The organism is Ruegeria sp. D7, from assembly GCF_056534355.1.
Window position 1 is genome coordinate 160,414 of sequence record NZ_JBQFPG010000002.1, and the last position, 15,033, is coordinate 175,446.

Sequence of the window (15,033 nt, forward strand, 5' to 3'; positions counted from 1 at the left end):
CTCCCATTTTCCGCTTGGAGTTAGCCTAGCATCGGCTATGTAAAAATCTATGGATTGGACGCAGTATGTTGATGGATATTGTGAGAGGCTCTCACCCGCGTATTGGGCCGAGCCGATAAACGCGATTACCAATGCGGCCTTTCTTATTGCTGCATTTGTGATGTGGCAAAGGGCGCGCGGGCGGGGCGCACCTTTGGCGATGGCTTTGGTTGTCATATTGGCGATGATCGGAATTGGCAGCTATCTGTTCCATACCCATGCGCAGGTTTGGGCGGCGATCTTGGATGTGACGCCAATTCTGCTGTACATCCTCGTTTACATCTACGCAGTGAATCGCGATGTCTGGCGGCTGAGCAACAGATACGCGCTGGGTTTGACCGCGCTGTTCTTTCCATACGTGGCGCTGACGATCCCGCTATTCCAGTTGGTGCCTGGGCTTGGTGGCTCGGCGGCATACGCCCCAGTTCCTCTATTGATTCTGATTTATGCGGTCCTGTTGCGCCGGAAAGCCCCGGACACTGCGCGTGGGCTGACAATAGGAGCAACTGTCCTGATCACCTCGATCACCTTTCGATCACTGGACACTCCAATTTGCGGGTATCTGCCAACGGGGACGCATTTTATGTGGCACATTCTGAATGCAGTTATGCTGGGCTGGATGATTGAGGTTTATCTGCGGGCGATCCGAAATCCACCTGCCGGAGCTGCGGTGGCTGCAGGATCAGGACATTGATCAGAACCACCGAAGCATCATCCTGATTGGTTAATCCCTGAACGCAGCAGCCAAAGCCTCCGGCAGATCAAATTCAGCCAATACGCGCGCGCGGCCTTCGGCTGACATCTTGAAAGCCGTTTTTTCAACAATGCGCTGGATTTTTTCGGCGGAGTGCTTGGCGGCAAAAGGTTCAAAGTACCATTTCAGAAAAACGAAACAGATCACGTCCTCAAGCGCCTGTACTTCGGCATTGCGCTTGATCCCCTGTTTGCGCAGCATTTGCCCGACGGCTTCTATATCGTCCGCACTATATTCAGCCTGTTCCATGAATCCTTGCACAACGTCAGCGTGATATACGCCTTGCGCCTTCCTCCAGGCCAGATACCCTGCACGTCCTTCGGGGTATTCAGTGCGCTTTAGCTTCCAGCGTTCGACATGCTGACCACGTGCGGCGATCTGTAAAGCATCCGACGCATCGGGAAATAGCCGATCCAGCTCTGCGCTCATGCGTTGGCCATAAAGCAGCTCGACCGGCTGGCCGTCCTCCATATTAGGGTCTTGCGCATTTGCTGCGTCAATTGCGTCCAGAACGGTTTGCTTGCGTGTGCTCATTCTCTGCTCCGTTAGCTCGCCTGCACTGCACCTGACGGGTGGTTCGGCGTTTGGTCCAAGACCATGCTAACGAGTTGTTGGAATGGGTGCAGCAGTCAATTGCAAAAAGCGCCGGATCGGGAGGGGGCGTACCGATCCGGCGCGCAGGTCAGGGTTATTTGCCTGCCTGGGTGTGGTCCCTCGTCACGGGCTCCGAAACAGGCGCGGGGAAGCTAAGGTTTCGGGTCAGATTGTTCATATCGATACCCAAAGCCAGGGCGGGCGAGGTCAGAACCAGAGCGGACAATATGAAGGCGGGAAGAAGGGTTTTCATGAGGTGTCTCCGATTTCTCGTTGCGTCACGATATTGAGGTGAACTGTTCGGTTCATTTTTTCAATGGCAAAACTGAACTAATCGGTTTACCTATTTGCATATCAGCCATTCAAATATGCATGGCAGCTGGCGATATTGGGTTTGAATCCCCGTCTGCCGCCTGTCGCTCTTGCGAGTGTTGCGGCAGGCAGGTAAACGCCCCCTAACGTAGATGAGGGTTTCCGATGTCGATTGACCAAAGCACCGCCGCCAAGGTGGCCAAACTGGCCCGGATCAAGGTCGAGGATGATGCGCTGCCTGCGCTGGCGTCCGAGTTCAACAATATCCTCGGGTTTATCGAGCAACTGAACGAAGTGGATGTCGAAGGCGTTGAGCCGATGGTCTCGGTCGAGCCGATGCGCCTGAAGCGTCGTCAGGACGTGGTCACCGATGGAAACCAGCAGGACAAGGTCCTATCCAACGCCCCCGATGCGCGCGAAGGGTTCTTCGCTGTTCCAAAGGTTGTGGAGTAAGTCATGAGCGAACTGAACAAACTGGGCCTGGCCGAGGCCCGCGACGCGCTGCGTACCAAAGAAGTGACCTCGGTCGAACTGACCGAGGCCTGCCTGAAGGCCATTGATGAAGCCGACGCGCTGAACGCGTTTGTCCACAAGACGCCCGAGATCGCGTTGGAGCGCGCCAAGGCGGCGGATGAGCGGATCAAAGGCGGCGACGCGCCTTCGATGTGCGGCCTGCCCATCGGTATCAAGGACCTGTTTTGCACTAAGGGCGTGCCCTCGCAAGCGGCCTCGAAAATTCTCGAGGGGTTCAAGCCCGAATACGAATCCACCGTGTCGCAACAATTGGCGGATGCTGGTGCTGTGATGCTGGGCAAGCTGAACATGGACGAGTTCGCGATGGGTTCGTCTAATGAAACATCCGTTTACGGCAATGCGGTCAGCCCGTGGCGGCGCGGCAATGACGATGCACAGCTGACACCCGGCGGCTCGTCCGGTGGCTCAGCCTCGGCTGTCTCGGCTGACCTGTGTCTGGCCGCGACCGGTACCGATACCGGCGGTTCGATCCGCCAGCCTGCTGCTTTTGTCGGCATCACCGGCATCAAGCCAACCTATGGTCGTTGCTCGCGCTGGGGCATTGTGGCCTTCGCCTCTTCTCTGGATCAGGCCGGTCCGATGACCAAGAACGTCCGTGACGCAGCGATCATGCTGGAAACCATGTGCGGTCATGACCCCAAGGATTCCACCAGCGCCGAGCTGGCCGTGCCGAATTTTGAGGCAATGCTGACCGGCGATATCAAAGGTAAGAAAATTGGTATCCCCAAGGAATACCGCATGGACGGCATGCCCGCCGAGATTGAAAAGCTTTGGGCCGATGGCACCGCTATGCTGAAAGACGCAGGCGCCGAAATCGTCGATATCTCGCTGCCGCATACCAAATTCGCGCTGCCTGCCTATTACGTGATTGCTCCTGCCGAGGCGTCGTCGAACCTCGCCCGCTATGACGGTGTCCGGTATGGCCGCCGAGCGCAGTTGGCTCAAGGCGATGGCATCACCGAGATGTACGAAAAGACCCGTGCCGAAGGCTTCGGTCATGAGGTCCAGCGCCGGGTGATGATCGGCACCTACGTGCTGTCTGCAGGCTTCTATGACGCCTACTACAACCGCGCTCGCAAGGTCCGCACCCTGATCAAGAAGGACTTCGAAGATGTCTTTGCCGCAGGCGTTGATGCGATCCTGACCCCGGCAACGCCGTCGGCCTCGTTCGGCCTGGGCGAGATGACCGAGGCTGATCCTGTTCAGATGTACCTGAACGATGTGTTCACCGTGACAGTGAACCTCGCTGGCCTGCCCGGTATTTCGGTGCCTGCTGGTCTGGACAAACAGGGCCTTCCGTTAGGTCTGCAGCTGATCGGCCGTCCGTGGGAGGAAGGCGATCTGCTCAACACCGCCTACGCGCTAGAGAGCGCGGCTGGGTTTGTGGCCAAGCCCGGAAAATGGTGGTAATCCTCAATCCTGACACGGCAATAAGGAACCGGAGCAGCCAAATGCGCAAATTGCTTCTGATCCCGGCCCTTGGGCTGATCGCGGCATGTGATACCGTTACCCCTGTTTCGGGTACCGGTTTCAATACGCCGGAATATCAGGCGCAGCGCGAGGCCGAACTGGCTGGGCAGGGTCTTGCCGGTAATCCGCTTGCGCCACCCGAGGCGGTTTCCGAACAGCCGCTCTCGGCGCAGGGGGCTGTTGGTGCCGCACCGACAGGCGACGCCTCTGACATCGCCAACCAGACGGCCATTGCCTTGGCGAATACGTCCGGTCAGGAGACGCGCGTCGCGCCTCTGACTGCAACAAACAACCCAAGTATCTCTGATGAGCAGGATTTTGAGGCTGTCTCAAACCGTCGCAGTATCGATGCCGACGCCGCTCGTATCGAACAGAATCGGCAGTCTTACGAGGTCGTCGCCCCTACTGCCGTGCCCGAGCGTGGCTCTGACGGGCAACCCAATATTGTGCAATACGCTCTGAGCACTTCGAACCCCATCGGTACCCAGTTGTACAGCCGAGCCGGATTTAACCTGCAGGCCAAGGCACAGCGCAACTGCGCTCAGTTCGCCTCTCCTGATCAGGCGCAGATTGAGTTTCTGTCGAATGGAGGCCCCCAGCGCGACCGCAAAGGGCTGGATCCGGACGGCGACGGTTACGCCTGCGGCTGGGACCCCAGCCCGTTCCGCAGTGCCGTCAACAACTAAGCTCTCCCCCATCTGGCACCCATCGCCCAATTTCGGCCCCCGCCGGGATGGGCTGTCACCCGAGCTGATCGTGCTGCACTACACTGCAATGGAGAGCGCTGCTGCGGCGCTTGAACGTCTCTGCGATCCGGGTCCCGAGGTCTCCGCCCACTACCTGATCGGTCGCGACGGTGCGCTCTGGCAGCTTGTCCGAGAGGAAGATCGCGCTTGGCACGCCGGGGCAGGGGAGTGGCAAGGGCAAGCCGACATAAACTCCCGCTCGATCGGGATCGAGCTGGACAATGGCGGAGACCACCCGTTTGCCGAACCCCAAATGCGTGTATTGGAACAGCTTTTGCCCGAACTCATGCAGCGTTGGACCATCGCGCCAGAGGGTGTGATCGGGCATTCCGACATGGCACCGGGCCGCAAGTCCGACCCCGGCCCCCGGTTCGACTGGCAAAGGTTGGAACACCAGCGCCTTGCCGCTCGGCGTGGTACTGCCCTCGAACCGAACGTCAACTTCCGCGAGCTGGCGCAGAACCGGGGCTACACAGCGACAAGCGACGAGAAGACGCTCCTAAATTCCACACGCCTGCGCTATCGCCCGTGGGCCTCAGGCCCCTTGCACCTCGATGATCTCATAGCCCTCTGTCCGCTCCTAAAATCGACCTGATCCGCCCTTCATCTGGCCAAAAATATCTCGGGGATGAATTGGCCGTAGGCCAAGAAGGGGCTGGCCCCTTCACCACCCCAACCCCTCTTGACGCCATCACGCACAGAGCCTACCCAACCCACGCGCGGAGGGCCGGATGGCCGCTGGGGTCGTTAGGCCCGAGAGGAAAGTCCGGACTCCACAAGGCAACGGTGCCGGGTAACGCCCGGGCGGGGAAACCCGACGGAAAGCGCCACAGAAATCAGACCGCCACACACGTGTGGCAAGGGTGAAACGGTGGGGTAAGAGCCCACCGCGCCGCTGGCAACAGTGGCGGCACGGCAAGCCCCACCGGGAGCAATGCCGAATAGGGTCCCCGCGCGGGCCGGTCGGTGCAAACCGATACCGCCGCTAGGCACGCCTTGGCCGAGAGGGACCGGGTTGGCAGCTCGAGCCGCGCAGCAATGCACGGCCTAGAGGAATGGTCATCGAAGGGGGCAACCCTGGAACAGGATCCGGCTTACAGGCCCTCCGCGCATCTCCTGTTACCCGCCCGGAGGTGTGTAGGTGCCGCCAAGTGCTGCAGCTTTTTCGGCGACGGCAACAAATTCCTGCGCCGACCATGCGCGAACGGTCTCGATCCTCGAAACCGCACCCGTGCCCGCGACGGCCATGCCAATTGCCACAGCATCACTGCCTTCAGGCAGTTCGCTGATAACGACGACATCATTGCCTCCAGTGGTTATATAAAATGAGATCAGTCTGCCGCCTGCTTTCTCAAGCAAGGCCTTGACGGGACCGGTGCGATCTTCCGGTTTTGCCAACATTCCTTTGACCCCATCTTGCGAATAAGACGCATAGGTAATGAAAACAGGCATATTTCTCTCCCTTGGTTGCAGTTTATTCGGAGCGCTAAATGCGGCCGACTCCTTGGCCGTGTCGCGTGCAGGATTGCGCGCAAACCGGAAAAGACCCGGCCAAATAGACAGCCGGGCGTTGCTATAGTTGTGAGCGGTGTTGTCTGCCGGAATTTACATCCAGCCCGGTATTACCTAAGTCCGCAAAACGGGCTTCGAAGGTTCCGGCGACACTATCACAGAATCGTGAGCGTTCCAAATCGACTGCTCTTGAAGCCGTGTCAGGAATTGTTCCCCCAACGCGGCGAATCCGGTTGACTTGGGCGCATGAGCGGTTAAAAGCGCACGCTCATAAGGATTCAACCGAAAGGCCCCTGCCTTTTCGGACGCAGGAGATAACCATGGCGAAGCCGACGACAATCAAGATCCGTCTGAACTCGACCGCGGGCACGGGCCACTTCTACGTGACCAAGAAGAACGCGCGCACCATGACCGAGAAAATGACCATTCGTAAATACGATCCGGTCGCTCGGAAGCATGTCGAGTACAAAGAAGGCAAGATCAAGTAATCTGCCCTCTGACATACTTTTTGAAGAAGGACTCTGCCATGCAGGGTCCTTTTTTGTATTGTTTTGGGGTATCTCTTGGTCGGCCTAAACCAAGCGGGGGCGTTGCAGGGGCGCATCAGAGGTTTGGGTGTTCTGAATCTCAGCGGCTTGCTTTTTCTAATCCCCTGCCGCTACGCTTCAGCAACCCTTTCCAAAATGTTGACCGCCATGAAAAAAATCTTGTTGCCCGCTCTTGCTGTTCTGACATTGTCAGCCTGCGAAGACCCCTTTAACCGCGAAGGTGTTGGTTTCACCGGGATTGATGGTGAACCGCGCACAGTGTCGGATGTAAAAGGCGCCGTAGCCTTTTTGCCGCCAGAAACCAACATCCCGGCGGAACTGGCCAAGCTGCCAACGGTCCAGGTTACATCGGACAAAGCCGAGCTTGAAAAGATCGCGGGTGTCGCAATCGATAATGGCGGTCGCTCAGATGCGAATTCAGTTCAGCTCACTGGCAGTGATACCAATCTGTACCTGAGCAATGTCAGTGTAAACGGTCAGTTGTTCGGCGTCCTGCGTACGGAAAACAACTCCACCAAAGTTGATACATCGGTGGGCTCGGCCTTTGGCGCTCAAACAGAACGCTTTACCGGATGCTTGCCCGCGGGTGATGTATACCGCAAAGGTTCGTCCGAGCGCAGTTCGGGTTTTGCAGTGCCACTGAACTGCCGTTAATTTAGCTTACATAATCTAAGTAAAAGCCCCCGCCATTGGCGGGGGCTTTCTAGTTTCAGAGTTTCTGCAAGTCTTACGAGGCGCTGAACAAGGGCCCAAACCCAGCAGCGGTCATTCAATCCATATGACACACCGGACGATGATCACGCGAGTTCAGAGGCCCCCGCCATCCGTAGGCATCCAAGCAAGCGCTATGCGTGTTCTCTATTTCGCCTCACCGCCAAAGAATAATCAGTGGTGAAACTCAGCCCCGATCAGCAGAACTGTTTAACCTCAACTGATAGGAAGCCACGTTCATTGCTCTACCAATGCCTGCCCATTCTCGTCAAAGAAATGAAGTTTGTCGGTGGGGAAATGCAGGCCGATCTTTGCCCCAGGCTTTAGAGCGGTGTCCCCATTCAGGCGCACGGTAACCTTCTCTTCGGCGCCGCAATCCACAATCAGAAAGGTATCTGCCCCCAGATACTCAATCACCTCGATGATGCCATCACATTGCCCATCGCCCGATGATACAACATCGATGTGTTCGGGGCGAATGCCGAGTTTGCTTGCTACACCCGAGCGTGCAAAGCCGCCGCCTCTGCCATGTTCCAGAGTGTAGCCATCATTCTGAGTCGTGCACGGCAATATGTTCATTTTGGGGCTGCCAATGAACTGTGCGACAAACAGGTTGGCAGGGCGTTCGTAAAGTTCGCGGGGTGTGCCGACTTGCGCGATCTTGCCGTACTCAAGCACGACGATGCGGTCGGCCAATGTCATCGCTTCAACCTGATCGTGCGTCACGTAGATCATTGTGCGCTTCAGGTTCTGATGAAGTTTCGCGATTTCGTAACGCATTTCGACACGAAGCGCTGCATCAAGATTCGAGAGCGGTTCATCGAACAGAAACGCCGTCGGGTCGCGCACGATAGAACGACCAATTGCAACGCGCTGCCGCTGTCCACCGGACAGGTCCTTGGGGCGACGTTCCAGAAAAGGTCCCAGCTTGAGAACCTCGGCGGCTTTATTGACCTGCTCTGCTATCTCGGCCTTCGGAACACCCGCGACCTTAAGTGAGAACCCCATATTTTCGGCGACCGTCAGGTGGGGATAAAGCGCATAGGACTGGAACACCATCGTCAGACCCCGCTTGGAGGGTGGGTGATCCGTGACATCATTGCCGTTGATTAGTAGCGATCCGCGCGAGATATCTTCAAGCCCACCGATCATGCGAAGCAGGGTGGATTTTCCACAGCCCGATGGACCGACGAAGACGATGAATTCACCTTCATCAATCATTAGGTCAACGCCTTTGATGACCTGGGCCGAGCCAAACCACTTTTCGACGGATTTTAGTTCGATGCTGCCCATTAGTTCCTCCCTGCCCAATGCAGCCAAACCGCGGCTGTCCAGGTGAATGAATTCCCTCCGGCAGGGCTGCCGGTCAGAGGATCGTAGTATTCAGCGAAGCCGTTCGTTGCGATCAGCTGCGACGTTTTCTGGCGCAGTGCCTCCGCTTCTTCCAGGTGCCCCATATCCGCCAATCCAAACCCGATCAGCATATTCATGAACCCCCAAGTGGGACCCCTCCAGTACCTGCGTTGGTCGAAGTTGGGCATCGCGGGGTCATAGCTGGGAACTGGAAAGGGTACTTTTGCAAGCGTCGCCCGCAGGCGCTCCAGCATGTGCTGTGAATCAAGTCCACCAAACCAGCAAAGATACGACGCGTTAGAGATGCTTCCGGCCCAATCACCAGTCAGCGCATCACGCGAGTCGAACGAGCTCAGCGTTTCGTTCCACAAAGATCGCGCGCCCGCTTCGAGCCTTTGAATGTCACTACTTAGTCCATCCGCAGCAATTCCAAGCCTTTCGCTGATCTCCTGCAGATCGCGTGCGGCGCGCAGAGTGATAAATGTCATCGTCGGATCTGCGACTCGGAAGGGATTCAGGCTCAGCAACTTCTGTTGGTCCCAGTCGGCCTGACAGCCGATCTGAACCAATTTGATATAGCGGTCATAGTCGTATTTGGTCGGTCGGTCTGCACTGTTGACGTGGCTTGTGTCACGGCGCTGGTAGTCTCCGACACCTGTGGGATCTACGCCCTCCATTGCTTTGTCCCAGTCCGGTGCATTGTCGCGACCAGCTTCCCACGGATGCGTGGTGCAGACCGCGCCGTGTTCGTCGAGTCGCCATCTCATGATCCAGCGATGCCACGCCAGCAGAGATGGGAAGAGCGCGCGAACGCGGTCCGCGCCTGCATCGCCATCTTTTTCCCAGATCTTCCGCGCCACAGTTGCAGCCACCGGGGGCTGAATGATGCCTGAGGATGGGATCGGCCCGTGGCCACCCCAGACATCCGGGCCGGGGTAATATCCGTCATCCTGTTTGTGGAACAGGATATGCGGCACCATTCCATCATCCCACTGGCCCGAGAACAGTGTTTCAAGTTCCACCCAGGCTCGATCAATGTCGAACTCGGCAAAACCAAGCGCCGCAATCGCGCTGTCCCAATTCCATTGATAGGGGTAAAGCCCTTCGGTCGGGATGGTGTAGCCGCCGCGATCATTGGCAACCAGAATGTTGCGCGCCTCGCGGTCGGGGTTTGTATGTTGGTTCATCTCAGTCATCCTTTGACGGACCCCGCAGTCAGGCCCTTAGTCATGAAACGTTCAAGTCCCAGGAACAGCGCCATGATCGGAACGGTGGCGATCACCGCACCGGCCATCAGATGCTGTCGGGGAATTTCCGAGGAGTTCAGCATCGTGACGCCTCGGGTCAGGGTAAATTTCGAAGGGTCGTCCAGCAGCATGAAGGCCAGCAGGAACTCGTTCCAAGCGATCATGAAGACGTAGAGCGAGACCGACGCCAGCGCAGGCAGGCTAAGCGGCAGCGTAATCTTCCAAATCACTGCCAGCCGCGAAAGCCCATCCATGAGACCGGCCTCTTCCACCTCAGTCGGCAAGCCACGGAAATAACCTTGCAGCATGTACAGCGCGACAGGGATCGTCGTGACCGGGTAGATCATCACGATGCCAAGTATCGAGTTGCGCAAGCCAGTCAGCGAGAACGCGATATAGATCGGCAGCGCCAGAACGATCATCGGCACCATGTAGATCAGCAGGATCGAGCGTGAGAACGCCTTTTGCCCCGAGAAACGGAACCGCGCCACCGCATAGGCTCCGGGGACGCTGAACAGCAGGGTGATAAAGACCGTCAGGACCGAGACGTAGAGCGAGGTCCAAAGATAGGTGCCGAAGTTGAAATCACGAAACAGCTCGGTATAGCTGCGAAACAGCGCGGTGCCTTGTGACAGATCTACCGAGAAATCCAGCGGGTTCTGTAACAGGGCCTGTTGCGACTTCAGGCTGGTCATCACCATCACATAGAACGGAATGATCACGATCGCGGTGAAGAAGATGTAGCCAAAGCCCGTGCAGAACCGGATTACCGCCTCTTCGTATTCGTGACGGGTGAGCTCGCCGAACGGTGTCTCTTTCAGGATTGCGGCCATGGATAGGTGCATCACGACCGCCATCGCCACCACTGTGACCAGTATTGCCTGCAAGGATGTGTCAGAGCCGATCAGGACAGGTCCGAATCCGGTCAGGCAAGACAGGCCTAGCAAGGCGGAAACACCCAGTCGGGCCGGCGCGCGTTGCGCCGAGAAGCGGACATACACCAGACCGGCAATAGCCCCCCATATCAAGCAGAGCAAGACCTGTGGCCGGAACGCAGCCCCGGTCGAGAATGACATGGTGATGGCGACAGTAGTGGCGATCACCACCAGCCAGAGCGCGCCTAGAATCGAGGCGGTTATATACCCTTTGCGCATCACAAACCCTCCTCACGGCTGATGAAGCGGAAGAAGACGAAGCTGAAGGCAATCAGGCACATCAGGATCACAACGGCCACCGCTGCGCCAGCGCCGATGTTCGAAACCGCAAAGGCCTGTTCATAGACATTTACGGTCAGAGTACGGGTGCCGGCATTGCCGCCGGTCAGCAGGAAGATGTCGTCGAACTTGTTAAACGTCCAAATGAAACGCAGCAGGAACAGTACCGACAGGATGCCCAGCAGTTGCGGGATGCTCAGTAGCCAGAATTTCTGGAATGGTGAGGCTCCATCCATATCTGCTGCTTCATACATGCTGGAGTCGATTGATTGCATCCGCGCCAGAATGAACAGGAACGACAGCGGGAAATAGCGCCAGATCTCGAACACTGTCACCATGATCAGCGCCAAAGGGCGTTCCCCGAAGAAGTTGATCGGTTCACTGCTTAGTCCCATCTGCACCAACAATGCGTTGGCAGAACCCGAGAACGGGTCGAACAAGGTGACCCATGTGAAGGCCACAGCGATGACTGGCGCCACATAGGGGAACAGATAGAGGCCGCGTATGAACCCTTGTCCCTTGAAGCTTTTATTCAGTAACAATGCTGCAAACAGGCCCATCACCAAAGCTCCAATGGTGCCGACCACGGTGTAGAACAACGTGACCCACAGCACGCCCCAGAACTCGTCTCCATCAAAGACACGGGCGTAGTTTTCCAGACTGAATTCAAGGTTGGTCAGGACGCTGGGTCCGCTCCCGGTCACGCCGGGCTCTGATCCTTCGAGCAGCTCTTCGAAAGCGTCCGGATCTCCGTTCAAAGTGACTGGAATACGGATGCGTTCGCGTTGACCGCCTTCCAGTGTGCCGAAATCGCAGAACAGGTTTTGCCCGTCCAGAACACAGGGACTTGCAACTTCGCGCGCCGTCACGCCGTCCGGTAGAACATCTGTCAGGGTGACGCCGACAACGGCGATGTCCTGACTTGAGTTGCGGACGCGGTATTCAATCCGCAGATCGTCTCCCGATCCGCGCAGGCTTTCACGCACCACAGGTGCAGGCGGACGAAGGTCAGACAGGGTGAAGGGCTTGAAGCTGATCCAGAAGATCGCCAGCAAGGGCAGGATCACCACAAGCGATACACTGATCACTGTCGGAGCCAGCAGCGTCCAGGCCAGACGCGCCTCGCGTTTGGCTAGCGCCCCGGTTCCGGTCGGTGGGGTGGCCGAAGACATGGGATACCTCGAAGGGTTGGGTGCAGCGGCGTAATCGCCGCTGCATGTGTCACAAGGTTACTGAACCTTCGCGAGCTCGTCGTTCATTGCGGCCACTGCAGCGGCGGCATCGATTTCATCGTCGATATATTGGCGCACGACCCGGTTAATTGCCTGGCTGTTGATCATTTTGGACGCCAAAGCCAGCTGGCCTTCAGCAACGCCCCAGCGCTGCGCCACGTCCAGACCGCCGACGATCTCATCGATCATCGCCTGATCATACAGCTCGCCCAACGGGGCTTTGCGGTCCACGCCAACAGGCAGCTCTGCCCATGCTTCCGAGAACGCGGTCGGGTTGTCAGCATTACCGCGACGGACCGGAAACTTGCCCTCGGGTGCGATGGCCAGTGTTTGAGTATAGCCGTCGTCCATGGCGAATTTCACGAACTCCATCGCCGCGTCGGTGTCGGCGTCGTTGGTGATGCCAAAGTAACGAACGTCACCCCAAGCCGCGCCATCCGGGTTCGATGGGCCCGAGAAGTTAGTGACGATACCAGTCTTCGAGGCCAGATCGCGCGAGGTCGGATCATCGTTGATCGTCGGCGGGGCGCTGTCGCGCAGACCGGCCAGTTCGTCAAGGATGAAGGGCGACCAGATGATCATCGCTGCTTTGCCATCAAAATACAGCTCGCGCGATTGTTTCCAGAATAGCTCACCCGGGGGCGAGGCTTTCGAGATCGCCTTGTAGAAATCCAATACCTCTATGGTCTTGGCTTCATCCAGCGGCTGGAAGCCGTCCGCGCCAACAGGGGTCACGCCATTGGCGAGGAACACATGCTCCAAAACCTGACTCATGAAGTTTTCATCAACTTTGGTTGCAGCAACGAAACCGTACATCTCGGGCGGGTTGTGCAACTGCTCCAGCGCAGCAACGACGTTGGCGAATGAGTTCGGGGCCTCAAGGCCAGCTTCATCAAACAGGTCTTTGCGGTAGACAACCATTTGGGTCCATCCATCGACCGGTACCGACGCGGTTTCGTCATTGAACGCCGCCATACCAAGCGCGCCGGGGGCGAAGGTGTCGGCGCCCAGTTCTTCGATCACTTCGGTGGCGGCTTCGGTGTCCAGAATGCCCGCTTCAGCCCATGGCAGGGCATATTGCAGCGGATGATAGACCACATCTGGCAGGTCTCCGGCGGCAAATGCTGCTGTGGCGCGTGTACCCAGATCACTTTCGGTGACCGGGATAACCTCGACCGTGGTGCCGGTTTCAGCCTTGAACTGGTCAGCCATTTCCTGTTGCTTGGCCAGCCGCTCGGGCTGTTCTTCGGTGGTCCAGAAGCGGATCGTATCCGCCTGAGCTGACGTCGCCGCCAATACTAGCGCAAGCGATGTTCCAAGCATCATTCGCGATGCTAAAGGTGCAAGTTTCATAGTCGGTTTCCTCCCCGGTTATGATCTTTTGAAAGTTGAATTTTTCGGGCCAGTTCCTTGGCTGTAACGCTTGGTGGCCCGTCGGAATTGCGTTCGATCAGAACGGCCTCACTAATCTCACGCAGATCTGCGGGCGCTTCACCGCGAGTCTGACTGATCAGCATCGTCGCAAGGCGTTCTCCGGCCCGCTTAGAATCGACGCTGAACGTGGTGAGACCAGGGCTGACATATTGGCATTCAGGGATGCCGTCATATCCCAGAATTGATACATCTTGCCCGACCTCGAGGCCCAGTTCTGTACAGACCGAGTAACACCCCAGCGCAGCCAGATCCGTTGCAAACACTATTGCAGTAGGTGGGTGATTCAGCGTCAAAAGCGCGCGTGCCTCAACCGCACCCTCCTCGCGCGTACGAGCACCTTCCCGGATCAACTCGGGATCGGCAGGCAAGGCCGCGATCTTGAGACCTTCAAGATAACCGTCACGGCGCAGATGGCTGTAGTTGAATTTCGGATCGCTACCGACATAGCCGATACGCGTATGGCCAAAATCGACGAGCCGACCGACCGCATCACGGGTTGCAGATTCACCCGAAATGTCGAACCAGGATGTCTCATCCTGCCAGTCCGCCTGCCCATACCCCGTGCGGCCATACATGATGAAGGGAACCTTCAACTCTTGCAGGTATTTCACCCTCGCATCGTCGACCTCGGTCCGGGGCAGAATGAATCCATCGGCTTTGCGCTCTTCGACAAGCCGCCCCAATACATCAAGCATATCTTTTTCGGACTTCGCCGTAGAAATCGTCATCGTCCAGTCGGATGCGCTCGCCGCTTCGCATGCTCCGGCCAGAAAGTCCTGAAGAAATGGGTTATGCCGGTCTGGTTCTTCGCTGTTGATGACCATGGCAATGGCGCGCACCCGCCCGGTTCGTATCGCCTGCGCATGGCTGAGTGGGCGATAGCCCATCTTTCGCGCGGTGGTTTGAACGCGCTTTCTCGTGGATTCCGAGATGTCGGTATATCCATTCAGGGCGCGGGACACCGTGCTCTTAGAAAGCCCAAGATGATCGGCCAATTGATCCAGTTTTACCCTGCCGGGGCCAGAATGACTCCGGGGGCGAGACTGCGGTTGCTGGAGACTTGGATTCGTCATCATTCTTCTATTTGTTTTCTCCGAAACCGGTTTCGGCAACCAAAATTATGAAATTCTTTGATTGGATCGACCAAGTACACGAACGTACCAATGGCGAAAGGCGCTGATGAACGCACATGCTAACTTGCAAATGCGGCTTTCAGAGTGGTGCAAAATTAGGGTTGCGCCAAGAAGGATGACTGCCAACTGCTACAGTAACTGCACGCTGATCATTGTTCGCCGAGCTTTGATGGGAATCGGTGAGTCGAGCATGAGAACTA

At 57.3% G+C, this 15,033-nt stretch carries 16 protein-coding genes and 1 other RNA gene; 8 read left to right on the forward strand and 9 right to left on the reverse strand.

The features are described 5' to 3' along the window. Positions 1-49: 49 nt before the first annotated feature. Entirely contained in the window at positions 50-733 is a 684-nt protein-coding gene (locus ACRZ9U_RS03685) for a ceramidase domain-containing protein (RefSeq protein ID WP_170401615.1), read from the forward strand. A gap of 30 nt (positions 734-763) precedes the next feature. Here ACRZ9U_RS03685 and ACRZ9U_RS03690 read toward each other — a convergent pair whose 3' ends face one another. Together ACRZ9U_RS03690 and ACRZ9U_RS03695 are read right to left on the reverse strand one after the other, a co-directional pair. Beyond that, on the reverse strand, positions 764-1,327 hold the full coding sequence (locus ACRZ9U_RS03690; RefSeq protein WP_170401613.1) for a DUF4202 domain-containing protein: 564 nt from the start codon (positions 1,325-1,327) through the stop codon (positions 764-766). Positions 1,328-1,481: 154 nt separating this feature from the next. Further along, positions 1,482-1,640: a hypothetical protein gene (locus tag ACRZ9U_RS03695; protein WP_170401611.1), complete on the reverse strand. Its 159-nt coding sequence runs from the start codon at positions 1,638-1,640 to the stop codon at positions 1,482-1,484. Positions 1,641-1,864: 224 nt separating this feature from the next. On the opposite strand from ACRZ9U_RS03695, the gene gatC reads away from it, so the two are divergent. From gatC to rnpB, 5 genes are all read left to right on the forward strand, one after another. Next, on the forward strand, positions 1,865-2,152 hold the full coding sequence (gatC, locus tag ACRZ9U_RS03700) for an Asp-tRNA(Asn)/Glu-tRNA(Gln) amidotransferase subunit GatC (protein ID WP_170392224.1): 288 nt from the start codon (positions 1,865-1,867) through the stop codon (positions 2,150-2,152). A 3-nt stretch (positions 2,153-2,155) separates the two neighbouring features. Further along, positions 2,156-3,643, forward strand: a complete 1,488-nt coding sequence (gatA, locus tag ACRZ9U_RS03705; RefSeq protein ID WP_170401608.1) for an Asp-tRNA(Asn)/Glu-tRNA(Gln) amidotransferase subunit GatA — start codon at positions 2,156-2,158, stop codon at positions 3,641-3,643. Positions 3,644-3,684: 41 nt separating this feature from the next. After that, positions 3,685-4,389: a hypothetical protein gene (locus tag ACRZ9U_RS03710; protein WP_170401605.1), complete on the forward strand. Its 705-nt coding sequence runs from the start codon at positions 3,685-3,687 to the stop codon at positions 4,387-4,389. Next, on the forward strand, positions 4,373-5,044 hold the full coding sequence (locus ACRZ9U_RS03715) for an N-acetylmuramoyl-L-alanine amidase (protein ID WP_480901305.1): 672 nt from the start codon (positions 4,373-4,375) through the stop codon (positions 5,042-5,044). The genes ACRZ9U_RS03710 and ACRZ9U_RS03715 overlap by 17 nt, the downstream gene beginning before the upstream one ends. 124 nt (positions 5,045-5,168) lie before the next feature. Beyond that, positions 5,169-5,562, forward strand: an RNA gene (gene rnpB, locus ACRZ9U_RS03720) — RNase P RNA component class A. Between the two features lie 6 nt (positions 5,563-5,568). Here rnpB and ACRZ9U_RS03725 read toward each other — a convergent pair. Next, positions 5,569-5,901, reverse strand: coding sequence for a GYD domain-containing protein (locus ACRZ9U_RS03725; protein ID WP_170392216.1), 333 nt, complete (start codon positions 5,899-5,901; stop codon positions 5,569-5,571). Between the two features lie 380 nt (positions 5,902-6,281). Between ACRZ9U_RS03725 and rpmG the strand changes: the two genes are divergently transcribed. Beyond that, a complete protein-coding gene (rpmG, locus tag ACRZ9U_RS03730; RefSeq protein WP_010441901.1) occupies positions 6,282-6,449 on the forward strand; it encodes a 50S ribosomal protein L33 in 168 nt (55 codons plus the stop codon). 207 nt (positions 6,450-6,656) lie between these two features. Beyond that, on the forward strand, positions 6,657-7,163 hold the full coding sequence (locus ACRZ9U_RS03735) for a membrane lipoprotein lipid attachment site-containing protein (RefSeq protein WP_170392214.1): 507 nt from the start codon (positions 6,657-6,659) through the stop codon (positions 7,161-7,163). Positions 7,164-7,457: 294 nt separating this feature from the next. Here ACRZ9U_RS03735 and ACRZ9U_RS03740 read toward each other — a convergent pair whose 3' ends face one another. From ACRZ9U_RS03740 to ACRZ9U_RS03765, 6 genes are read right to left on the reverse strand one after another with little or no spacing between them, the layout of a single operon-like run. After that, positions 7,458-8,513, reverse strand: coding sequence for a sn-glycerol-3-phosphate ABC transporter ATP-binding protein UgpC (locus ACRZ9U_RS03740; RefSeq protein ID WP_170401600.1), 1,056 nt, complete (start codon positions 8,511-8,513; stop codon positions 7,458-7,460). Next, the gene (locus ACRZ9U_RS03745; RefSeq protein ID WP_480459619.1) at positions 8,513-9,760 is read right to left on the reverse strand and encodes an MGH1-like glycoside hydrolase domain-containing protein; all 1,248 of its coding nucleotides are present in this window, start codon (positions 9,758-9,760) and stop codon (positions 8,513-8,515) included. The genes ACRZ9U_RS03740 and ACRZ9U_RS03745 overlap by 1 nt, the downstream gene beginning before the upstream one ends. A gap of 5 nt (positions 9,761-9,765) precedes the next feature. Beyond that, positions 9,766-10,974, reverse strand: a complete 1,209-nt coding sequence (locus ACRZ9U_RS03750) for a carbohydrate ABC transporter permease (RefSeq protein ID WP_170401594.1) — start codon at positions 10,972-10,974, stop codon at positions 9,766-9,768. After that, the gene (locus tag ACRZ9U_RS03755) at positions 10,974-12,206 is read right to left on the reverse strand and encodes a carbohydrate ABC transporter permease (RefSeq protein ID WP_170401591.1); all 1,233 of its coding nucleotides are present in this window, start codon (positions 12,204-12,206) and stop codon (positions 10,974-10,976) included. Before ACRZ9U_RS03755 ends, ACRZ9U_RS03750 begins: the two co-directional genes overlap by 1 nt. Positions 12,207-12,263: 57 nt before the next feature. Continuing rightward, positions 12,264-13,619 (reverse strand): extracellular solute-binding protein, encoded by a 1,356-nt coding sequence (locus tag ACRZ9U_RS03760; protein ID WP_170392204.1) that lies wholly within the window; start codon positions 13,617-13,619, stop codon positions 12,264-12,266. Then, positions 13,616-14,776 (reverse strand): LacI family DNA-binding transcriptional regulator, encoded by a 1,161-nt coding sequence (locus ACRZ9U_RS03765; protein ID WP_480901306.1) that lies wholly within the window; start codon positions 14,774-14,776, stop codon positions 13,616-13,618. The genes ACRZ9U_RS03760 and ACRZ9U_RS03765 overlap by 4 nt, the downstream gene beginning before the upstream one ends. Positions 14,777-15,033 lie beyond the last annotated feature (257 nt).